This window comes from Streptomyces sirii (assembly GCF_045690365.1).
Taxonomy (GTDB): Bacteria; Actinomycetota; Actinomycetes; order Streptomycetales; family Streptomycetaceae; genus Streptomyces; species Streptomyces sirii.
In genome coordinates this window covers 6,531,095-6,552,395 of sequence record NZ_CP147982.1, presented here as the reverse complement: position 1 = coordinate 6,552,395, position 21,301 = coordinate 6,531,095, and the positions used below count along the sequence as shown (strand labels likewise).

Below are 21,301 nucleotides of genomic sequence, written 5' to 3'. Positions count from 1 at the left end.
CAAAAACCGCACGGGGGACGATCACTGTGTCATTGACGCTGCCAAGCGAGGTAGCCTGGGTCCTGGACCTGCTCGGCTACAACTGGCCGGACGCCGACGAGGACAAGCTCCATGAATGCGCCCAGGTCTGGCGCAACTTCGCCGAGTCGGTCAACCAGGCATCCTCCTCGGGCTCTTCGGCAGCCAATGAAGTCCTCTCCGCCAACTCCGGCGACGCGATCGAGGGCTTTTCCAACGAATGGGGTTCGTACTCCGGCGGTGGCGACAGCGGGGACAACTACCTCCGTGACGCCGCCGCGGCGGCCGAGATCATCGCCGTCGCCTTCGATGCGGCCGCCATCGCCGTGCTCGCCGGCAAGATCGCGGTCATCGTCCAGCTCGTCGTCCTCGCCGCCGAAATCATCGCCGCTCAGGCCGCCGCCCCCTTCACCCTGGGCCTTTCCGAACTCGGCGCCGCCGGGGCCACACAGGCGACCCGCGTGATCGTCCGCCAGATCCTCGACAAGATCAAACGCGAGGTCATGGAGGCGGCCACCAAGGCCATGGAACACGCCACCATGGACGCCATCAAGAAGCTGGCGAAGAAGGCCGTTTCCAAGGAAGCCCGCAAAATGGCGGCGGACTACATCAAGACGACCGTCAAGGAAACCGTCAAGGACAAGGTCGTCACCCAGGCCAAGGAAATCGCCCGCGAAAAGATCGTCGAAGAGGGCAAGGCCAAGGCGCAGGAAGCCGCCACGGGGATGGGCCAGAACGTCGCCCAGCAGGGCATCGAAAGCCACTTCGGCGCGCGCGACGGAATCGACTGGGGCGAAACCGCCGACATCGGCAAGAAGAAGGCCGGCGAATACGTCGACGGCGTCAAGGAAGGCGCCCAGGAGTACGTGGACGGCGTCACCAGCCTCGCCGATCCCGGCACCTACGTCGACCACGCCAAGGAAGACCTCACCAACCGCGGCCTGGACGCGGGCCAACGCCATGTCGACCGCCGCACCGGCGGGGCCGCCACCCGCCACCAGGGCGTCACAGACGAGGTCCGCTCAGTCTTCGGCTGAACAGGAACCCCTGCGCCACACCCAAAATGGGCCCCAGGCTTCTCGCCTGCGGGCCCATTGCGTTTGTTCTGAACTACTAACAATTCAGGTGGGGCACAGGTGTGGGGCCGCAGTCCACGACCACGACCCCACACCTGTTCACCGCACGTTTCTCATGCTGCCGACCTCATGCTGCCGACCGCAGAGACCTCACTGCCCCGGAGGCTGGGTGGGCGGCGCCGGCGGGTAGGCGCCCGGAGCGCCGGGCTGCTGCTGATACGGACCCGGCTGCTGGTAGGCACCCTGCTGCTGGTACGGGCCACCCGGCTGCGGCGGAAACCCAACGCCACCACCAGGTCCACCGAACCCACCGGGCGGCGGGCCGTTGCGGTCGTTCTTCTTCTGCCGGACCACGACGAGGACAATGATTCCGACAACTACGAGAACGCCAACCGCAATTCCCACGATGGCGCCCATGCCAAGACCGCTATCCTTCTGGCCGGTTGCCTGCTCGTTTCCGCTACCAGACGATCCTGCGACAGTCGCTCCGCCGGTCGCGGTGGACGGCTCCGTCTTGGGAGTCTTCAGCGGACCGTTCTTGGAACCGGTCGGAATGTCCTTGGTCAGCGCGCTGTACGGCTTGATGAATCCGTAGCCGTAGTGCGGGTCGGGAAGCGTCATTCCCTCCTTACCGGCCGGGAGGCCAGCCGTCTTCACGAGACGGTTAGCGATCTGACCGGCGGTGAGGTCGGGGAACTTGGCGCGGAGGAGCGCGGCGGCACCGGAGACGTAGGCCGCAGATTCCGAAGTACCGTTGGCCAGAATGTACGGTTTATTTGCCCCTGCAGATCGAACGAGGGTACCGGGTGCGGTCAGCATGGTCTGTGGACCATAATTCGATTCATTCCAGACCTTGCCGGACTTGTCGACGGCACCCACAGCAACGATTCCCGGATAGGAAGTCAATTGATCAAGGCGCCCCACTCCCTCGTTGCCTGTCGCGACCACGAGGAAGACGTCCTTCTTCGCTGCGTAAGCAAAGGCCTGCTTCTCTTCCTCGGTCAGAGCAGGCCACCCAAAGGACATGTTGATGACTGACGCGCCATGGTCAACAGCGTATTTCACTGCGTCAGCCAAGGGATCAGTATTTGGGGCAGCAATGTCATCAGATTCGATGGGAAGAGCTACTGGCAGAATCTTGGAATCCGGGGCCAGTCCCTTCACCCCTTCCGAATTTCCGGCACCGTGCCCATGGCCCGCGATGATCGATGCCATCGACGTCCCGTGGTTATTCTGATCTTTTTTGTTGGCAGGCCCGCCGTCTTCAACGTCCTTCCCTGGGAGGACATTGCCTTTCAGATCAGGATGATCGCCGTAAACCGGATGGTCGAGTACAGCGACCGTTACGCCCTTGCCTGTCGACACCTTCCACAGGCTCTCAGCATCAAACGATTTCAACGGCCACTGGCTATCCCTGATCTGATCCGCCGAAGCAGCCGGAGCGGAGCCGAAGAGCAGCGCTCCCGCCACCACCGCGCTGCCCACCGCACGCAGCGTCCGCGTGAAGCTCATGCCGTTACACCTCTCCCTAGCAAGGTGGGGCCCGCAGCCCGAGGACTGCGGGCCCCACTTCGATTCCGCCGTGTGTCGGATCGCGACCGACAGGGTCCTACTCGATGACCTTGGGCGCCACATTACGCTCCGGCGTCCAGGTCTCCTCATCCTCTACCAGGTAGTCCGGACGCTGGCCGTTCTCATTGGCTTTGTCCTTGCCCTTGGCGCCGTGCGCACCGGCTCCGCCCATCATCCCAGCTGGACGACGGCCACCTGCAGCACCCTGCTGCGAGCCCCCGCGGCTGCGGTGCAGACCCGAGCCTCCTTGCGTACCGCCTCCGGCCTTACCGGCCTTACCGCCGATAATGCCGCCCTTTTGGCGAGCGAGTGCGCCACCCTTACCCGCGCCGGCGCCCTTGGCGCCACCCTTGGCTCCGGCTCCAGCGGCACCAGCCATGCCCGGCATGCCGGTACGGCTGCCGCGGGCGCCCGCTCCGGCACCAGCGCCACCGCCTCGTGCGCCGCCGACGCCTCCGCCCATGCCCGGCATGCCCGGGGTGCCGATGCCCGAACCCGAGCCACCGTGGGGACCGCCGGCGCCTGCGCCCAAGCCTCCGGTGCCTACGCCGCCGCCGACGCCGCCGCCACCTCCACCGATGCCTCCGGTACCGAGACCGGTGCCCCCTGAGAGGCCGTCAAGCCCGGTACCAATGTGAGGTGCAGGTGCGGGGGTCTTGGGGATGCTGCCGATCCCGCCGTCAATACCGTTCGGGCGCGGTGCCTCCATCGCCGGAGGAGTCGTGTACCCGCCTCCCTTGACGGCCGGCATCTTCGGCATCGAAGTGCCGCCCTTCGGGCCGGAGGGAGCCGGGCCATACGGGGCAATCGGGGGGATTGCGCCACCGCTACCGTCGTACTCAGGAACTTCTTCGCCGCGGCCCCCACCGCCAGAAAGCGGCGGCTTCCCCATAGCCGTAACACCCGACCGATAAGTCGTCGCCAACTGCTCCATGTAATGAGCAGCCTCAAGCTCGCGCTCCCTGTCAAGCGACAGGTTTCCGCGATTCCTGTTCATGGCGTCGTAGATGGAGTTCTTCGGGTTGGCCAGGTCGCTGTTCAGCTGCGAGTCGTCTCGACCGTCGCCAGCGCCCATCAGCTTGGCCGCACCGCCGACGATCACGCTCCCGCCCGGGAGCATCGAGCCGATGGCGCCGGCCTTGCCCGTGTCGGAGTGGGCGAGGTCGCTGAGGCGGTCGGCCTTGCGCTCCAGCCAGCTCGGCTCCTCGACGGCCTCGACGGCCTTCTTGACCTCCTTGAGCCGGTCACTGATCTGCTCAAGGACGTAGCCGGTGTTGTGCGGGTACGCCGCAAGCTTCGCGAAGTTGTTGCTGATCTTCTGGGCCGAGGTCGCGAACTGGTCGGCGGACTGGCCGTGCCAGGACTGCAGGACCTTCGTCACCGCATCGTCGAACTTCTTCTTGATGCCGCTGTTCCAGTCGTCACCGACGAGCGAGACGCGGACCTTCTTCCAGCCCTCGGCGACATTGCCGACCTCGCCCGGGTCGGAGCCCTCGACCAGCGCCTTGACCTGGTTCAGCCTGAGGTTGGTGAACTGAGGCCGGCTCTGGCCGACTTCATAGCTCTCTTCGGAAGCCGCACCCGAGCCCTTGGGCGCCGGGTCAGGCTTCTTCGGTACATGGACCTCAGCGGGCTTGAACTCACTATCTTTCGCTGACATCTGCTGTCCCCCACTCCGTCATCGAACACGCTCTATCTGTCACTACGTCAGCCCGCTGACGTCACTTCATGCCGACGGTGTTGTCCGCCTCGGCGTCCTGGTACGCGCCCCTGACCTTGGACGACTTCTTGCCGAACCGGTCGACCAGGCCCTCGACCATGTCGATCAGCCGCTCGATGTCGCCCTTCATCAGGTCGTGAGCCTGATACAGCTGCCCTTCCTCCTTGAACCCCTTCCCCAGGGACCCCTTCGGCAGGTAGGTGCTGTTCTTGGCAGTGCTCTTCGAGTCGCCCATCTCCTTCAGGACATGGTTGAGCTCCTTGATGACCTGGTCCAAGGCGTCCAGATCAACGCCGTACTGCCCCTGAGCCATGACTTATGCCTCCCCGTGTGTTCTCAAACCAGTCTTTCGACGCCAGTCGCGGATCGCGATGGCGCTGCCAACTACCGTGCCGACGGCGAGAAGTCCGCCGCCGACAATGTAGATGGAAATGCGGGCACGCCGGTCCTCAGGGCTTTCGCCGATGGTGACGGCGGCCGGGTGGATGTTGGAGCCGTCAGCCACTTCGGAGGGCTTGTCCGGCTGCGGTGCGGCGGTGGGCACGGTGTCGTCGTTGAGGGCCGCCACCGGGTCGACCACACCCCAGCCGATGAAGTCGTTCCGGTCCCGGTTCACGCGCTCGGCGGTCTGCTCCAGGTGCCAGATGAGCTGCTGCGGGGTCCAGTCCCGGTGCTTCGCCTTCAGCAGGGCCGCGGTTCCCGTGACATAGGGCGCGGCGAAGCTGGTGCCCTGGTCGACGCAGTTGCCGCCGTCGGGGACCGTGGAGACCATGTCGACGCCCGGTGCGGCGATCTGGACGAACTTCCCGGACTGGGAGAAGGGCGCGCGCTCGTTGTTGCGGTCCGAGGCGGCCACCGCGAGGACGTTGGAGTAGTCGTCCGAATAGGCGGCGGGGTACATGCTCTTCTCGCCGCCGTCGGCGCCGCCGTTGCCGGCGGAGGCGACGATGAGGACCTTGTTCTTCTCGGCGTAGCTGACCGCTTGCTCAAGGGTGGGCAGCAGGTCTCGGTTGGCGCCGGTTCCCTGGGAGATGTTGATGATGTCGACGTGCTGGTCGACGGCCTTCCGGATGGCCTTGGCGAGGCTGTCGGCAGTGCCGGCCTTCTCCTCCGAGGTCTGCTGGTACGGAATGACCTTTGCCTCGGGCGCGATCCCGTAGAAGCCGGAACCCGAAATGGATCGGGCCGCGATAATGCCCGCCACCTTGGTTCCGTGGCCGACCTTGTCGTCGGTGGGCTTGCCCTTGACGAGCGTAATGCCGCCGCTGCCGATCGCACCTTCGAGCTGTTTGTTGCCCGCATCGATACCCGTGTCGATGACCCCGACGCGGATGCCCTTGCCCTTGGTGGAAGCCCACATCTGATTGGTCAGAAGGCGCTGCAGCGACCAGGGGGTCTCTCGGATGTAGTCGGCGCCGAACTTGCATTCACCGCTGTTGAGCGGCACGTTCTCGTCCGCGACCGCCGGCGCCACGGTGACGCTCGTCAGTCCGACAATGCACGCCGCCGTAACCAGCGCGCCCGCCGCTCGGCGACGGTGCCCGGTTCGATGACCAATGGCGCGAGATCCCACGGGTTGTCTGCTCTCCATGTGTGGCGGAATAGGCGGGGCGAGGGGTGGGGAAGAGAAAGTGAATAGACGGCGGAGAATGAGGTGGCCGGGTGGAGGTTTGATGAGGCGGAGTGTGGACGGCAGAAGGGCGAGCGCACTGGTGCAGCGCGCTCGCCCTCATTGACCACTGTGCGAGCCTTCGGGGCTGCTCAGCCGATCGCCATCCGTACCTGCGCTATCGCGAGGCTCAGGCTCCCCAGATACCGGAGTTCTTGTGCTCGGTGGCCTGGTAGTTCTGAGCGGCCTGGTCCAGCGCCTTGGCGATGGCCTCGAGCGTCGAGTGCAGGGAGGCGGCGCGCTGGTCCCACTCGCGCTGGCGGGCCTGGTAGCCCTCCTGCGCCGCACCTTCCCAGCTGGCGGCAATCTTCTTGACGCCGGCCTCGAGGTCGTCGAGCTGCTGGCGGATGTTGTTGGCCGTACCGCGCACGTCGGAGCTGGCCTGCGAGATCGTCGCGAAATTTACGAGGATCTGGCCTGACATGGTGTCTCCTCAGGAGTTGATGATGCTGGTCGATTCACGTACCGCAGCGGGCCGACGGCGCTACCGCCGACTGGCCCGCACTGCGGCGACTGAGCCATGCGTCGCGGTCAGCGACGCGGCCCCATCATCCGAACGGGGAAGCCGAGGCGGAGATGTGCGTGATCGACTGCGCCTGCTCCTCTTCGGAGGCGGAGTAGTTCTTCGTGGTCTCGTCGATCGCTTCCTTGATCTCACCCAGGAGCTGGTTGAGACGGTTGGCGTCCTCGTTCACCTGCGACTGGAGCTGGTTGTACGAGGAGGCCGCAGCACCCTTCCACCCAGACGTGATGGTGTCGACGACCGTGTTCAGGCGCGAGATCTCGCCCTGGATCGACTGATTGACCGAGGAGATCTTGCCGCTGAACGCGACCATCTCCTCCTCGGTGGTTGTGTACTGCTGACCAGCCATAGTCAACGTCCCCCATGAGACTCGTACGTTTCCCGCGCCGCACCGGCGAGCCGGCTTGCGTGGTCGGCATCTCCTGCTGACGCCTTCGACCACTTTAACCACTCCGCGCCCTTGTCCCCAACAGGGGGGCGGGGTCTTGTGACGGGATCACAACATTGTCAACTCCCCGCCCAGGAAACGCCGTTCGATGAATTCGGGCAGATGCGGCGCTATCGGTCGGATCTGGAAAGTCGACGGCAAAGAGAAGATCGCCGTGAGATCGGCGGCCGCCTTACGGCAAGAGGCCGCGCCGAAACCCCCTGAACGGATTTCGGCGCGGCCTCGGCCAATCACGAGGACTGCGGCTTTTTGGCGCTGTTGACGTCCAGCGCCGGCCCCGCGGAGAGCAGCTCGGACCAGGTCTTCTGGATCAGCGGCGGATGCGCTCCCTTGTAGCCGAGGTGGAGCTGCGACTTGCCCTGTTCCTGGTCCGCCTTGCCGGCCTTGTTACCGCCGTCGTTGTTCTCCGGGATGGAGTAGCGAAGGCCGGTGTCGGTGACCAGGAAGAGGCTTCCGGACGTGGCGGAGGGGGCGGACACCTGCCGGTACAGCAGGCCGCTGCCGGGGGTGACGTACGAGCCGGCGCCCGGGGCGATCTTGGCCGGGAAGTCCTTGCCGACCCAGGTCTGCATGTTCGGCACGCCGTTGGGGTGCCCGAGCAGCTTGTTGGCCTCGCCCGGGAGCTTGGTGTTGGTGCCCTTGTAGACGCTGCACGAGACACCGGTGCCCGTGGGCGAGCCCAGGCCGCCGGACGAGCCGTTCTTGAAGTCGTTCTCGGCGGAGACGACGTCGGTCGGCCACGGCATGTCGATGTCGGTGTTCGGGATCTTGCCCAGGTAGGACTGGGCGCGGCCCGCGTCGTCCGGCTTCGGGGTGATGCTCGAGGTGGAGACGTTCTCGGGCTTCAGCGCCCCGCCGCCCGCGTTCATGTCCTTCGCGTTCTGGCCCTCGAGCAGGAGCTTCGCGACGAAGTTCGACACCTTGTAGACGCCGTCGGCCTGGACGACGTACTTCTGCTGCCCCTCGTTGGTCTGCAGCACCGTGCCGATCGTCTGGAATTTGTCCGGTACGCCCATGGCGACGGTCCGCTTACCGGCATTCGCGATGCGGGGCATGGCGATCGGGACCGGGCTCTTGATGAGCGTCGCCATGAACTCCGCGGTGACCTTCTGCGGTTCGGCGTTCTCCCCGAAGATGATGCGCTGAAGGTCCTGGTTGGTCTTCTCCGGGCTCTGCGCCGTCGCGATCTTTCCGCCCAGCGTGGCGTCGAACTCGAAGGCCATGCCGTACTGGTCGACCAGCCACCGCTTGCCGTTGGGGTCCTCGACGTAGAGCGCCCCGTGCAGGTCGAGCTTGCCCTTCTTGGGGTCGTCGACGAGCTCCTTGTCCTTGCCCGCCAGGACGAACACCGCCTGCTGGGGCTTGCTCTTCAGACCGCTTCCCGGGCGGTCGCACACCGCCCAGTACTTCGGCTTGTCCACATCCTTGGCTGTGGGCAGCCGGTCGGGCGCATACGGAATGCCGATGGCCGGGCCGTGCGCGAGCTTGCCGTCCAGCTCGGATTCCTTGACCTTCACCACGTTGAACTTATCGGGATTGAGGAGAAGCTTCGCCGATGCGAGGTTCAGGACGGGGTGCAGCAGTTTGTGGCTCTGGCCGTTGGAGTCGGTGTTGGGCAGAACCACATAGCGCGTGGTGGAGTCGCTCCCCACGAGCAGATTCGCCCCGACTTCGTCCCACCCCTGCGGAGCAACCGGCTTGATGATGCCGCAGGCACCGAATCCGACCAGAATCAGGACGCCCACCACGATGCTCGGCACCACTGCCTTGAGTGGTCTGGGAGCGCTTTCGATCGAACCGTTCGGCAGCGGCTTCAGAAATGCCGCATTCGTGCGCTTTCGAGCGAACGAATACGCATTCAGCTCGTCCCGACGTGATGCCATTGTTTGCTTTCTCTCCCCGCGTGTTGGATCCACATCGAACCGCCCCCGGCACTCACGCCGTAGCGCCCTCTACTATGCCGTGTGTCGATCGACCCGTACGGTACGGGTGCCACCTTCCAACGCACCAGTCTCAGCGGCGGCCGATACGCCTAGAGGCCCACATCACCAGTAGAGGAGCAGGCCGGGGGATGTCCAGCGCCACCAGGGCTCGACGCCGCAATGGGCGGCAACAGCAGCAACAGCCTTCCGCGGCACCGCATAATGCGGGAAATGCTGGCCAAAACGGCACAGCGCGGGGCAATAGAGGAAATGGCGGCCGGGGTTCCGGAGCCCGCCCGGCCGGTCCGGTGGCACCGCGACTGCGCCAACAGGCCGGAACGATCGGCGGAGTCCGCGTTCAGCAGCTGGCCATCATCGAACTCGCCGCCGCACTGGTGCTGGTCGGCTGGACGATCCACCCCGCCGCGCTGACCGCGGCCGTCGTGGTGGCGGCCGTGCTGGTCGTCTTCGCGCTCGGCCGGCGCCGCAAGATCCCGCTGCCGGAGTGGATCACGACCGTGCGCGCCATGAAGCGCCGCGGCAAGGACAGCACCGCCGCCCTCGCGGCCACGCAGGGCGTCGACCCGGCGCTCGCGCCCGTCGTGGAGTGCGAACCGGCGCTGCGGACCTACGAGTACACGACCGAGGCGGACCAGCGCGCCATCGGATTCGTCGGCGACGGCACGTTCCTGACGGCCCTCGTGCAGGTGGACGCCCGCGACGAACCGCTGCGTCCGCAGCGCGGCAGCCACATGCTGCCCCTGGATGTGCTGCACACCGCCCTCGACATCGAGGACATCCACCTCGAGTCGGTGCAGTTCGTGCAGTACACCCAGCCCGCGCCGGCGCCGCACCTGCCCGAACAGGCCGTCGCGGCCCGGTCGTACGCGCCGCTGCAGGCCCAGTCCCAGACTCCGGCCGTCCAGCTGACGTGGATCGCGCTCAAGCTCGACCCGGAGCTGTGCTCGGAGGCCATCGAGGCCCGCGGCGGCGGCATGGAGGGCGCCAAGCGCTCGCTGCTGCGCGCCGCCGACCAGCTCGTCAGCCGGCTGACCGCGCACGGCGTACGGGCCAGGGTGCTCGACGAGCGCGAGGTCGTGGCCGCGATCGGCACCGCGGTGTGCGTCAGCCCGCGGGCCGCCAACGGCGCGATGGGGCGCGACGGCCGGGCGGCCCGGCGCACCCAGGAGACGACCCGGGCGCTGCGCTGCGACGACCGCTGGCACTCCACGTACTGGATCGGCCGGTGGCCCCAACTGGGCCAGGGCGGTGCGCCGTTGGCGGCCGTCACCCAGCTGCTGACCAGCACCCGGGCGATGGCCAGCACCTTCGCGCTGACCGCCACCCACGGCGGTGGCCGCGCCCCCGCCATCTCGGGCTACGTCCGTCTTTCCACCCGCAGTGAGAACGAACTCTCCGCCGCACAGACCGAGTTGGAGCGCCGTTCGAGTTCCGTGAAGGTCGGGCTGGTACGTCTCGACCGCGAACAGCTGCCCGGCCTGCTGGCCACGCTCCCCCTCGGAGGTACCCGCTGATGGCCTCTCCCACGTATCAGCCCCGCGCCAGCAGCGACGGCTGGCGCAACCCCCCGCTGGCCGGCGCCGGCGGCGCCCGCCGGCTCAACCACCAGCCGCGCCCGGAAGATGACGAGACGGGGCCGACCGGTCCGAAGCTCCGGCCCGGCTACGGCCTGCGGGGCCCGCGGCGCAGCCCGCACGTCCTGACGGCCGAGTCGCTCGGCGCGCTGACGCTGCCGGTCGGCGACGACGGCGTGATCATCGGCATCGACCCGCAGAACCAGCCCGCCGTGCTGAGCCTGCTGCGCCCCGCGCCGATGGAGATCGCGCTGGTCGGCAGCATGTGGATGGCACAGGTGCTGGCGCTGCGTACGGTCGCCATCGGCGCCCGGGTCGCGGTCGAGACGGCGCGTCCGCCGGCCTGGGGCCAGATGGCGCAGAGCGCGGGCGGCGGGCAGCAGTGCGTGTCGGTCCACGACGTGCGCCAGATCGCGCCGCAGGGACCGTCGGTTTCCAGCCCCGTGCTGGTCATCCGCGACATGGGTGCGCGTCCGCCGCGCAATCAGCTCGCCCCGAGCCCCTGGCAGTCGGTGCTGACCGTGCTGCCGTTCCTCGGACCGCGGTCGCCGCAGATGCTCGGCCGCGCCGATCTGGTCGGTCTGCAGCGGCTTTCGCCCGAGGAGGCGGAGGTTGTGACGCGAATCATGCGACTGCCGGACCAGGTCGGCGCGGTGCTGCCGACGCTCAGCGACAACGCCATGCTGTGGTGCTCGCGTGACGGCAGCAACCAGTTCGTCATGACCCAGCCCACGGAGGCGGAGACCAACCTGCTCGGCGGGCCGCGCCGTATGGACTGACCGGCAGCGCGGGCCGGTTGCCCCCGGGCGCCGAGCGCTCCGCACACGCAACCGGCCGCGGGCACACACGCACGGGCGCATCCTCGGATGCGCCCGTGCGTGTGTGCCGAAGGGGCTTGAAGACGACATGACATCGACTGCCGTTATCGGCCGACTGTTGATTAGGCTGTAAGGGACAGCCGCAGGAGCACGGCACGACGGCAGTCGACACGGGGATGGAGACAGTTAGTGTTGGCGCAACCCCGGGTGGTGTGTTCCGACTTCCGCCACATCCGAACGATCCGCCTGTATCCGGTCCTGCCGTTCAGGTGCGTTGCAGTACACCAGGAGGCACAGTGAACGAGCAGGAGGCTTTCCGTCCGGACGGAAACGATCCTGACGACGACCAGTCCGAGTTCGACCTGACTGGCGAGTTCAAGATCGATTTTGCCGCTCCGGCCTGGTACGCGAGCAACGACACCAGTGGCGGCGCGAGCGCCACGGCCTCTCCCTCGGCTCCTCCTGCGCCTTCACCGACCACTCCGCCCGCCACGGCGCAGCCCCCCGGGCCGCCCACGGGCCAGCCGCTGGCAGGGCCCGCACAGGGTGCGCCGGTTCCCGGAGTCGCACAGCAGGGCGCGCCGGCGGCCCCGGCGCCCGTGGACGCCGCGCCGCCCGGTTTCCCGACGCTGCGCCCGCAGGACGACGGTGGCGCCGTGCCGGCCGCCGCCCCCCAGGCCGCGCCGGAGACTCCCGCGGACGCCGCGCCGGCCGCGAACAACGACGCCGGTTCGGGCAATCAGCGTTCCGGCACCGTCGACCCCTCGGCCTCGCTCTGGGACGACGACGAAGACGACGAGCCGAACGCCGCCACCTCGGCCGAGCCGGAGCCCGCGCCGTCCGAAGAGGCACCGCAGCCGGAGGCCGCACCGGCCAACTCCCCCGCCCAGGGCGTCCCGCCGGCCGCTGAGGCCGTCGCCGCCCCCCAGCCGGGCCCGGAGGCCACGGAGCAGCCCGCGCAGCCTGTGCAGGCCGCCCAGGGCCAGCAGCAGCCGCAGGGTGTGCCGCAGCAGGGCATTCCTCAGCAGCAGGGTGCGCCGCAGCAGACCGCCCCTCAGGGCGTGCCCCAGCAGGCGGCGCCGCAGCAGGGCGCTCCGTGGGGCGCCGCGGCGGACGGTCAGCAGCAGGGTGTGCCCGGACAGGGCGGACTGCCGCCGCTGCCGCCGGAGTTCCAGCCCGCGGACCCGCGGATGGCTCAGGCCCAGCAGCAGCCCGGTCAGCAGCCCCAGGCCACCCAGCAGCCCCAGCAGGGCCACCCGCAGGCACCGGTCCAGCAGCAGGCCCAGCCGCAGGCCCAGCCGCAGGCCGGTTACCCGCAGGGCCAGCCCCAGCAGCAGGCCGGCTATGCGCAGCAGGGTCAGCAGGCGCAGCAGCAGGGCGCGTACGGCTATCCGCAGCCCGCGTACGGGTACCCGCAGCAGGCACAGCAGCACCCCCACGCCCCCGCGCAGCAAGGCGCGTACGGCTACCCGCAGACCGGTGCGCAGGGCTACCCGCAGCAGGGCCAGCAGGCGCAGGCCGGGTACGACCAGCAGCAGGCGGCGCAGGCACAGCAGCAGGCGGCCGCGCAGCAGGCTGCTCAGGCCCAGCAGGCAGCTCAAGCCCAGCAAGCGCAGCAGGCCCAGCAAGCGCAGCAGGCTCAGCAGGCAGCTCAGGCTCAACAAGCGCAGCAGGCTCAACAGGCCCAGCAGTACCAGCCGCTCCCCGGCCAGCAGGCCGGCGACCCGAACGCCGCGGCGAACTACGCCTCGTACTCGCAGCCGGGTCAGCAGCAGCCGCAGCAGCGCGCCGCCCCGGGTGCCCCGCTCGGCTACAGCGCCGCCGTCGAGCTGACCTCCGACCGCCTGCTGCGCAACCAGCCGAAGAAGCGCAAGCCCGGCGCCAACGCCCAGCCGTCCAAGTTCAAGCTGGGTGCGAAGAAGGAGGAGGCCGAGCGGCAGCGCAAGCTGGAGCTGATCCGTACACCGGTGATGTCCTGCTACCGGATCGCCGTGATCAGCCTCAAGGGTGGTGTCGGCAAGACCACTACGACCACTGCGCTCGGCTCCACGCTCGCCTCCGAGCGGCAGGACAAGATCCTGGCGATCGACGCCAACCCCGACGCCGGCACGCTCGGCCGACGGGTGCGCCGCGAAACCGGTGCGACCATCCGTGACCTGGTGCAGTCGATCCCGCATCTGCACAGCTACATGGACATCCGCCGGTTCACCTCACAGGCGCCCTCGGGTCTGGAGATCCTCGCCAACGACGTCGACCCGGCCGTCTCGACGACCTTCAACGACGACGACTACCGGCGGGCGATCGACGTCCTCGGCAAGCAGTACCCGATCATCCTCACCGACTCGGGTACGGGTCTGCTCTACAGCGCGATGCGCGGCGTCCTCGACCTCGCCGACCAGTTGATCATCATCTCCACCCCGTCCGTGGACGGTGCGAGCAGCGCCAGCACCACCCTGGACTGGCTCTCCGCACACGGCTACGCCGACCTGGTGCAGCGCGGGATCACGGTCATCTCCGGTGTCCGTGAGACCGGCAAGATGATCAAGATCGACGACATCGTGTCGCACTTCGAGACCCGCTGCCGCGGTGTGGTCGTCGTCCCCTTCGACGAGCATCTGGCCGCCGGCGCCGAGGTCGACCTCGACATGATGCGACCCAAGACCCGCGAGGCGTACTTCAACCTCTCCGCCCTGGTGGCCGAGGACTTCGCGCGGGCGCAGCAGGCGCAGGGCATGTACCCCCAGCAGCAGATGGGCGGTGACCCGTACGCGCAGCAGCAGTACGCCGCCCAGCAAGGGCACCCGCAACAGCACCCGCAGCAGCAGGGCCAGCCCCAGCAGGGGCAGCAGCACCCGCAGCAGGGGCAGCCGCCGGCCGGCTACCCGCCGCAGCAGGGTGGTTGGACCCAGCAGCCCGGCCAGCCGCCGGCCCACTGGCAGCAGCAACAGCCCGCCCCGGACGCTCCCGCGCCGGAACAGCCGGGCCTGGGACAGGGCTGGCAGCAGCAGCCGCCTCCGCAGTGAGGCGCGCCTAGCGCCATACGGGGCGGGCCCGGCACCGAACAAGGTGCCGGGCCCGCCCCGTATGGCGTTGCATCACGTATGGCGTTACTTCCCGTATCGCGTCACACCGTATGGCGCGTCACGCCACGTCGTACGCCGTACCACGGCGTACGTCGAACGAGCGAACCGATGTCGGCCGAACTCCGCCTGGAATCGGCCGAGTTGACGCCAGGAAGGCGAGCGGGGTACCGGGCTTCAGGCGCGCGACCGCACCGCGACCGCACCACTACACCCGCCCACCCCCCTGAAAGGGGGGTGGGCGGAGGGGAAAAGAACGCGCGGGGAAAAGAACGCGCGGGAAGAGACCGCGCGGGGCAAAGAACCCGCAGAGCAAGAACCCGCAGCAAGAGAACACCCGGGAGAAGAACACACGGCCAGGGGTGTCGATGGCCCCTCAGTCGACCGCCGCCGCGATCAGCCCGCGGGCCAGCTTCACATCGACCGCCATCCGCTCCAGCAGGGCGTCGAGCGTGTCGAACTTCTCCTGGCCGCGGATGTAGGCGAGGAAGTCCACGCCGACGTGCAGCCCGTACAGGTCCAGGCCGACGCGGTCGATGGCGTATGCCTCGACCGTGCGCTCCTTGCCGTCGAACTGCGGGTTGGTGCCCACCGAGACGGCCGCCGGCATCGCCTCGCCCTCGACCTGCAGCAGGCCCGCGTAGACGCCGTCGGACGGGATCGCGGTGTGCGGCAGGGTCTCCACGTTGGCGGTCGGGAAGCCCAGTTCACGGCCGCGCTGGGCGCCGCGCACGACGACGCCCTCGACGCGGTGCGGCCGCCCCAGGACCTCCATCGCGCCGGCCACATCACCCTCGGCGACCAGTCCACGGGCGAGCGTGGAGGAGAACGGCTTGCCGCCGCCCGCCGCGCCGCTCTCGTAGAGGTCGACGACCTCCACCGTGTAGTCGTAGGTGGTGCCGAGTTCGGCGAGGGTGTCGACGTTGCCGGTCGCCTTGTGCCCGAAGCGGAAGTTGGGGCCCTCGACGACAATCCGCGCATGCAGCTTGTCGACCAGCACCTTGGCCACGAAGTCGGCGGGCGCCAGCTTCGAGAACTCCTTGGTGAACGGCAGGACCAGCACCGCGTCCACGCCCAGGTCGGCCATCAGCTCGGCGCGCCGGTGGTGCGGCGCGAGCAGCGGCGGGTGGGTGCCGGGCCGTACGACCTCGCTCGGGTGCGGGTCGAAGGTGACGACCACCGCCGGGATCCCCAGCTCGCGGGCCCGCTCGACGGCCTTCCCGATGATCAATTGGTGGCCGCGGTGCACTCCGTCGTACGAGCCGATGGTGACGACGCTGCGTCCCCAGCCCTCGGGGATGTCCTCCAAGCCACGCCAGCGCTGCACTGTGCCCGCTCCTCGCCCGAACTCTTGGTCAGTCCTCTGCGCCATGTCGGCATGGCGCAGGTCTAAGACTGCCATGCCGCGGGTGGTGCTTCGTGCGAAGGGTGGCCCAGCGGCCGTCCGTCGGACCCGCGCGGACCGGACCACGGCGTTCCGGTTCTCGCCGGGACGCCGGTCAGCCGGGCGCCGCGGCGAGCGTCGCGCGGGCGCCCGGCCCGACCACCGCGGCCCACTCCCCCGGCTCGGCCGCGACCCAGTGCCGGAGTCGCCGTGCGAAGCCCGGCACCCGGTGCCCCAGCTCCACCAGCTGCCGCTCGAAGCAGGCCGCCCCCTCCGGTGTACGGACCAGCAGCGTCCCGGTGCGGTGCACCAGCTCCCGGGTGCGGGCCTCCGGCCGTCGCTCCGCGCCCTCGGCGGCCGCCCACAGCAGCGCCTCCAGTACCCGGGTGTCCGGCTCGTCCTCCGTGTGCCCGGTTCCTGGGGCCGCACCCGACGCCTCCCGCGCCAGCAGCACCTCCAGCAGGTCGCGGCGCAGCGGGGCGGAGTCCAGGGAGCCCGGCTCGGCCAGGACGGCGGCGAGCGCACAACGGACCGGCGCGGGGTAGCCGGTCAGCAGTTCCACGGCGAGCGGGCCGAGCGCGGCGCGGGCGGCCGGTCCGCGTTCGAGCCGGTGGGCGACGAACTCGGCGACCGGCCGCGCGGCGCGGTCCGGGCACCGACCGGCGTAGGCGCGGACCAGGGCGGCGGCGCGCCCGGCGAGCTCCGGCGCGTCGAGGCCGGCCAGCATCCGCAGCAGCGCCGCCGCCACCGGCGGGCCCGATCCGTCGACCAGCCGGGCGCGGAAGGCGGCCAGCACCGCTTCGGGGTGGTCGGCGAGGGCGCCGGTGAAGGCCGTCGGCGGCAGCTGCGGATCGCCTGCCACGAAGCGGGCCAGCGCCCGGTCCAGGAACCACGTGCGGGTCACCGGATCGCCCACCAGCAGGGCGAGCGCGGAGCCGTGGTGGGCCTCGTCGGCGGCCCGCGACAGCAGGCGCAGGGCGGCCTGGCGCAGCATCGCGCGGTCGGCGTCCGCGGTGGCGTACGGGGCGACCCGCAGCCCGTAGGACACGGCGGCGAGGCGGCGCTGGGGGCGTTGGTCGTGCGCCCAGCGGCCGACGGCCCGGCACAGCGCCGACGGCTCGTCCTCGGCGAGGGCGTCCAGCAGTTCGTCGCCCTTGGGGTGCGCGGCCGCCACCAGCGCCTCCAGGAGCCCGTCGAGCGCGCCCCGGCGGTGGGTGTGCAGCAGGGCCTGGGCGGCCGCGGCGACGGTGATCTCGCGGGGAACGGTGCGTACGGGGCGGGGCCGGCCCTCCGTCGTGGCACCGGGGCGGGGCAGCGGGCGGGGGTCGTCGAACCAGGCGCACAGCAGGGGCTGGATGCGCCGGGGGTACGCGCGCAGCCGATCGGCCGCGGCGTCGAGGAAGCGCGCCGGCCGCGGGTCGGCGGGCTCCTCGGGCGGTGCCCCCTCGGCGGTCTCCCCGGGGGCCGGATGGACCCGCACCCGGGGCGGCTGTGCGAAGGGGTGGCGTCCGGCGGGCGGGGCGGCGCCGGGCGGCCGGCCCGCCCCGGCCGGTGGCCCGTCGGCCGGGAGCAGGCGGCGCAGCAGATCCATCCGGTCCTCCTCCGGGAGCACCAGCCGGGCCCAGAACCACGGGCTGAACGCCGCCAGGTCCGTACGGCCGAAGCCGCCCGCCCTCAGGGACCGCTCGGTGATCCGGTCGGCGAGCAGCCGCAGCACGCCGGTGTACGGGGTGGCGTCGGGCGCCCGGAGCAGTGCGCCGGCCAGGACCTGGGCGGCCCACCGGCGGCCGTCCGCGGCCTGCCCGCCAACCGGTCGGGGGGCGGTGGCGAGCCGCACCAACTCGGCGAGCCGAAAGGCCAGTTGTACCGTTCCCCGGCGTCGGGCGAGCAGCAGCAGGGCCTCGATGGCCGGTCCGATGCGGTGCCCGCCCGGAACGGGCAGCAGATCGACGTCGGTGTGGGCGCCCTGCAGCCACTCCGCGAACTCCTCGTGGGCGAAGCGGTATCCGGGGCCGGCCGGGACCAGCAGCCCCTCGGCCAGCACCGCGGCGGCCCAGCCGGACTCCCGGGGGAAGACCTCCTCGAAGCACGCCGGCTCCAGCGCGCCGGGCCCGGAGCCGAGGCAGCGGCGGGCCGCCTCGTGCACCCGGCCGGCGACCCGGGCGGCCAGGCGGCGCACGGCGGTGCCGCGCGGCGCGGGCCGGCGTGCGGCCGCGAGCCGTACGGCGATCCGCAGGCACACCAGGTCCAGATAGGCGTCGAAGATCTGGTGCCGGTCGGGGGCGCCGATGGGGGCCGGCCCGTCGGCGCCCGGCTCGGCCGCTTCGCCCTTGGGGAGCGCGGCCTGGACCTCCGCGAGCAAACGCAGGGTCAGCGGGTGCCGGGCGTCCGGCGCGGCCGGTGCGCCGGACGGCAGCCCGTAGAGGGCGCGGGCGCGCTCCGTGGCCTGTCCGGAGAGATCGCCGATCCCGGCGCAGGCGGGCAGCGCGGGCACCGGATGGCGCGGATGGTGCAGCAGGCCGGGCGGAAAGAGCGCACCGGCCCGCTCCCAGTGCTCGGGGCGGCAGGCGACGACCAGCCGCACACCGGCCGTGCGCAGCCAGTCGGCCGTCGCGGCGGTCCATGCGGCCAGCCGCTCGGCCTGCGCCAGCTGCGGCGGCATCTCCTCCGGCCCGTCGAGGAGCACCAGCAGCGGCCGGCCGGACGCGGCCGCCAGGTGGGCGAGCGCCTCGGGGGTGGTGTCCGCCGGGTCGCCCGCCGTACGGCCCGAGGCGGCCAGGGTCCGGCCCGCGCAGCGCAGCGCCCGTGCGACCGCGTCGCGTACGCCGTCGTCGTCGGCCCACAGCTCCGCACCGCGCAGCCGGACGGTCGGCGCCGCCTCCGGGCCCGCCGCGCGCCTCTCGGCGAGCTGGGCCAGCTCCGTGCTCCGTCCGGTGCCCGGGTCCCCCACCAGCGCCAGCACCAGCGCCCCGGCCGTCTTGTCGCTCCCCAGGAAGCGCGCGAACTCGGCCCGAACGTCGGGCCGATCCACCGGTTCGCGCCACCGGCGCGGCCGCTCCGCCGCGTCCGCGCAGACCCCGGTGAGCCGCAGCGCGCCGGCGGGGTTCAGCTCGTCGCCGTACGCGGGAACGGTCGCCGCGTTACGGGCCAGCAGCGCGGCGAGCGCCCCCTCGGGCGCGGCGTCGGCGGCCGCGCGCAGCCCGATCGCGAATCCGCCCGCCCGGCGCCCGCTGTGCAGCGCGGTGCCCAGTACGCCGAGGACGACGCCGGTGCGGGCGTCCAGCACCGGCCCGCCGACCGCCGGGCCGCCCAGCCGCAGCGCCTCCCGGCCGCCCGCGCACAGGCTCAACTCCACGGTGTCGTCGAGGAGATGGACCCGGTCCGTGGCCGTGTACGCCACCCCCGAGCCGGGTCCCACGACCGTGCCGTCCAGCCAGCCGCCCGCCCAGAGCCGTGCGTGGGTGTCCGCGGCCGGGCGGCGGGTGGCGATGGGCAGCGGCGCAAGGCGGCGCTGCCGGAAGCCCTCGGCCCGTAGGAGGGCGAGGCCGATCTCCGGGAGGGAGGTGATGGCGTCGGGCTCCACCGGGCGGGCCCATCCGGCGGCGCCGGTGGCCGTGGCGGTGGAGTGCATCATGGGCTGCAGCAGCAGCCGCTCCGCCCCGTCCACCGCCTCATGGCTGGTGACGACCGTGCCGTCGTGGTCCGCGAGGAACCCCGTACCGCGCGTCCGACCTGCCAGATCGCGGATGCGCACCAGTGCCATGTCCGCATCGGCGGCCAGCAACGCCATTGCCGATTCCTCCTGCCCGGTCCCGTACCCCGACGGTAGGCAGGCGGTGATCGTCTCGGCAGGGTGCGCTGTGAACGCGCCCCCGTCCGCGCCTTGATTCACTCCGAGCGCCTGACCGAATGAGTGAATGGGCCGGACGCCCTGGATAGGGATCAAGCGGAGGGGGATGGTGGAGCGCGGGCCGGTGCTCCGTGCCTGTCCGGACGGCCCGCGTTCCACCACCATCCCCCGATGAGCCGCTAGATGGCGAACACCGCCAGGCTCTTCGCCTTCCCGCCCTGGTTCTCCACCAGCGCCAGGAACCGCCCGTCCGGCCCGAAGGCCGCGACGGGGCCGTCGCCCTCGAAGCGGGGCATGGCGATCCGCGCGCCGTTCAGGAGCAGCCGGGCCTGCGGCTCGGTGACGTCCCAGCGGGTGAACGCCGCGTCGGCGGCCTCGCCGAGCGGCATGATCGGCAGTCCGCCGCCCTCGGGGTCGTCCACCGCGGCCTGTAGTTGCTCCAGGGTGCGCGCCCGGTCCAGCTTGTACGGGCCGACCCGGGTGCGGCGCAGCGCGGTCAGATGCCCGCCGACACCGAGCCCGGCACCCAGGTCGCGGGCCAGGGCGCGGATGTAGGTGCCGGAGGAGCACTCGACGGAGACCAGCAGATCGGTCACGGGGGTGCCGTCGTCGGCCTCGGTCTCGTGCGCGGAGTGCACCACGAACGAGGAGACGGTCACCGGACGGGCTGGGATCTCCACGTCCTCGCCCTCGCGGACCCGCGTGTAGGACCGCTTGCCGTTGATCTTGATGGCGCTGACCTTCGACGGGACCTGCATGATCGCGCCGGACAGCCGGGCGACCCCGGCGTCGATGTCGTCGCGGGCGATGCCGTGCGCCGCCTTCGAGGCCGTGATCTCGCCCTCGGCGTCATCGGTGACCGTGATCTGGCCCAGCCTGATCGTGCCGACGTACTCCTTCTCCGTCAGCGCGAGGTGCCCGAGCAGCTTCGTGGCCCGCTCCAGGCCCAGGACGAGGACGCCGGTGGCCATCGGGTCGAGGGTGCCGGCATGCCCGACCCGGCGGGTGCGGGCCATACCGCGCATCTTCGCCACGACGTCGTGCGAAGTGAAGCCGGACGGCTTGTCGACGATGACAAGACCGCCCGGCTTGTTGCTCTCACGCTTCATTCTGCCGCGGTGCCCTCGTCGTCCTCGTCCTCGCCCGGCTTACGGTACGGGTCGGCCTCGCCGGCGTACTGGGCGCCCGAGGAGACCTCGCGCACCTGGGCGTCCGAGGCCCGCGCCTTGTCGAGCAGGTCCTCGATCGTCTTGGCGTTCTCCGGCAGGGCGTCCGCCACGAACGCCAGGGTCGGCGTGAACTTCGTACCGGCCGCGGCGCCGACCGCGGAGCGCAGGACGCCCTTGGCGCTCTCCAGTCCGGCGGCGGCGCTGGCGCGGTCCTCGTCGTCGCCGTAGACCGTGTAGAAGACCGTAGCCTCCCGCAGGTCGCCGGTGACCCGGGTGTCCGTGATGGTCACATGCGAACCGAGCCGCGGGTCCTTGATTCCGCGCTGCAGCTTCTGGGCGACCACCTCCCGGATGAGGTCCGCCAGCTTCTTCGCCCGCGCATTGTCGGCCACTGGTCCTTCTCCTTCTTGTCTTTCACAATTGTGCTTCCACCGGCGGCGACGTGCCCTGCCATCGG

Annotated in this window: 15 protein-coding genes; 4 read left to right on the top strand and 11 right to left on the bottom strand. The window is 70.4% G+C overall.

The genetic code is table 11. The annotated features are described in order from the left end of the window. The first annotated feature begins 26 nt into the window (after positions 1 to 26). A complete protein-coding gene (locus WAB15_RS29605; RefSeq protein ID WP_407288079.1) occupies positions 27 to 1,055 on the top strand; it encodes a PE-PGRS family protein in 1,029 nt (342 codons plus the stop codon). 189 nt (positions 1,056 to 1,244) lie between these two features. Here the strand turns inward: WAB15_RS29605 and WAB15_RS29600 are convergent, their stop codons facing one another. From WAB15_RS29600 to WAB15_RS29570, 7 genes are all read right to left on the bottom strand, one after another. Beyond that, positions 1,245 to 2,606 (bottom strand): S8 family serine peptidase, encoded by a 1,362-nt coding sequence (locus tag WAB15_RS29600; protein WP_407288078.1) that lies wholly within the window; start codon positions 2,604 to 2,606, stop codon positions 1,245 to 1,247. 97 nt (positions 2,607 to 2,703) lie between these two features. Then, the gene (locus tag WAB15_RS29595) at positions 2,704 to 4,326 is read right to left on the bottom strand and encodes a hypothetical protein (RefSeq protein WP_407288077.1); all 1,623 of its coding nucleotides are present in this window, start codon (positions 4,324 to 4,326) and stop codon (positions 2,704 to 2,706) included. A 61-nt stretch (positions 4,327 to 4,387) separates the two neighbouring features. After that, positions 4,388 to 4,699: a hypothetical protein gene (locus tag WAB15_RS29590; RefSeq protein WP_393493659.1), complete on the bottom strand. Its 312-nt coding sequence runs from the start codon at positions 4,697 to 4,699 to the stop codon at positions 4,388 to 4,390. A 3-nt stretch (positions 4,700 to 4,702) separates the two neighbouring features. Then, positions 4,703 to 5,959 (bottom strand): type VII secretion-associated serine protease mycosin, encoded by a 1,257-nt coding sequence (gene mycP, locus WAB15_RS29585; protein ID WP_399150855.1) that lies wholly within the window; start codon positions 5,957 to 5,959, stop codon positions 4,703 to 4,705. A gap of 226 nt (positions 5,960 to 6,185) precedes the next feature. Then, complete coding sequence (locus WAB15_RS29580) at positions 6,186 to 6,479, bottom strand: WXG100 family type VII secretion target (RefSeq protein WP_384442256.1); 294 nt, start codon at positions 6,477 to 6,479, stop codon at positions 6,186 to 6,188. Positions 6,480 to 6,603: 124 nt separating this feature from the next. Beyond that, positions 6,604 to 6,927 carry a WXG100 family type VII secretion target gene (locus tag WAB15_RS29575; RefSeq protein ID WP_384442253.1) on the bottom strand — a complete coding sequence of 108 codons (324 nt, stop codon included), beginning with the start codon at positions 6,925 to 6,927 and terminating at the stop codon, positions 6,604 to 6,606. Between the two features lie 329 nt (positions 6,928 to 7,256). Beyond that, positions 7,257 to 8,909 carry a type VII secretion protein EccB gene (locus WAB15_RS29570; protein WP_399150856.1) on the bottom strand — a complete coding sequence of 551 codons (1,653 nt, stop codon included), beginning with the start codon at positions 8,907 to 8,909 and terminating at the stop codon, positions 7,257 to 7,259. 347 nt (positions 8,910 to 9,256) lie between these two features. Here WAB15_RS29570 and eccE point away from each other — a divergent pair, with 347 nt between their 5' ends. From eccE to WAB15_RS29555, 3 genes are all read left to right on the top strand, one after another. Beyond that, positions 9,257 to 10,483: a type VII secretion protein EccE gene (gene eccE, locus WAB15_RS29565; RefSeq protein ID WP_399150857.1), complete on the top strand. Its 1,227-nt coding sequence runs from the start codon at positions 9,257 to 9,259 to the stop codon at positions 10,481 to 10,483. Further along, positions 10,483 to 11,322, top strand: coding sequence for a hypothetical protein (locus WAB15_RS29560; RefSeq protein WP_399150858.1), 840 nt, complete (start codon positions 10,483 to 10,485; stop codon positions 11,320 to 11,322). Before eccE ends, WAB15_RS29560 begins: the two co-directional genes overlap by 1 nt. Before the next feature lie 335 nt (positions 11,323 to 11,657). Continuing rightward, positions 11,658 to 14,384 (top strand): SCO5717 family growth-regulating ATPase, encoded by a 2,727-nt coding sequence (locus WAB15_RS29555; RefSeq protein ID WP_407288076.1) that lies wholly within the window; start codon positions 11,658 to 11,660, stop codon positions 14,382 to 14,384. Positions 14,385 to 14,817: 433 nt separating this feature from the next. On the opposite strand, the gene WAB15_RS29550 is transcribed toward WAB15_RS29555, so the two are convergent. The 4 genes from WAB15_RS29550 to rbfA form a co-directional block, all read right to left on the bottom strand. Beyond that, on the bottom strand, positions 14,818 to 15,768 hold the full coding sequence (locus WAB15_RS29550; protein WP_399150860.1) for a bifunctional riboflavin kinase/FAD synthetase: 951 nt from the start codon (positions 15,766 to 15,768) through the stop codon (positions 14,818 to 14,820). 172 nt (positions 15,769 to 15,940) lie between these two features. Further along, the gene (locus tag WAB15_RS29545) at positions 15,941 to 19,615 is read right to left on the bottom strand and encodes a hypothetical protein (RefSeq protein ID WP_407288075.1); all 3,675 of its coding nucleotides are present in this window, start codon (positions 19,613 to 19,615) and stop codon (positions 15,941 to 15,943) included. 239 nt (positions 19,616 to 19,854) lie between these two features. After that, a complete protein-coding gene (gene truB / locus WAB15_RS29540; RefSeq protein WP_399150862.1) occupies positions 19,855 to 20,784 on the bottom strand; it encodes a tRNA pseudouridine(55) synthase TruB in 930 nt (309 codons plus the stop codon). Beyond that, entirely contained in the window at positions 20,781 to 21,236 is a 456-nt protein-coding gene (rbfA, locus tag WAB15_RS29535) for a 30S ribosome-binding factor RbfA (protein ID WP_393493685.1), read from the bottom strand. The genes truB and rbfA overlap by 4 nt, the downstream gene beginning before the upstream one ends. Positions 21,237 to 21,301: the final 65 nt, after the last annotated feature.

Bases quoted from the DNA above. Each gene is read 5' to 3' on its own strand.
- WAB15_RS29575 (WP_384442253.1), bottom strand. From the start codon at position 6,927: ATGGCTGGTCAGCAGTACACAACCACCGAGGAGGAGATGGTCGCGTTC.
- WAB15_RS29570 (WP_399150856.1), bottom strand. From the start codon at position 8,909: ATGGCATCACGTCGGGACGAGCTGAATGCGTATTCGTTCGCTCGAAAG.
- WAB15_RS29560 (WP_399150858.1), top strand. From the start codon at position 10,483: ATGGCCTCTCCCACGTATCAGCCCCGCGCCAGCAGCGACGGCTGGCGC.
- WAB15_RS29590 (WP_393493659.1), bottom strand. From the start codon at position 4,699: ATGGCTCAGGGGCAGTACGGCGTTGATCTGGACGCCTTGGACCAGGTC.
- WAB15_RS29595 (WP_407288077.1), bottom strand. From the start codon at position 4,326: ATGTCAGCGAAAGATAGTGAGTTCAAGCCCGCTGAGGTCCATGTACCG.
- WAB15_RS29545 (WP_407288075.1), bottom strand. From the start codon at position 19,615: ATGGCGTTGCTGGCCGCCGATGCGGACATGGCACTGGTGCGCATCCGC.
- WAB15_RS29580 (WP_384442256.1), bottom strand. From the start codon at position 6,479: ATGTCAGGCCAGATCCTCGTAAATTTCGCGACGATCTCGCAGGCCAGC.
- truB (WP_399150862.1), bottom strand. From the start codon at position 20,784: ATGAAGCGTGAGAGCAACAAGCCGGGCGGTCTTGTCATCGTCGACAAG.
- WAB15_RS29600 (WP_407288078.1), bottom strand. From the start codon at position 2,606: ATGAGCTTCACGCGGACGCTGCGTGCGGTGGGCAGCGCGGTGGTGGCG.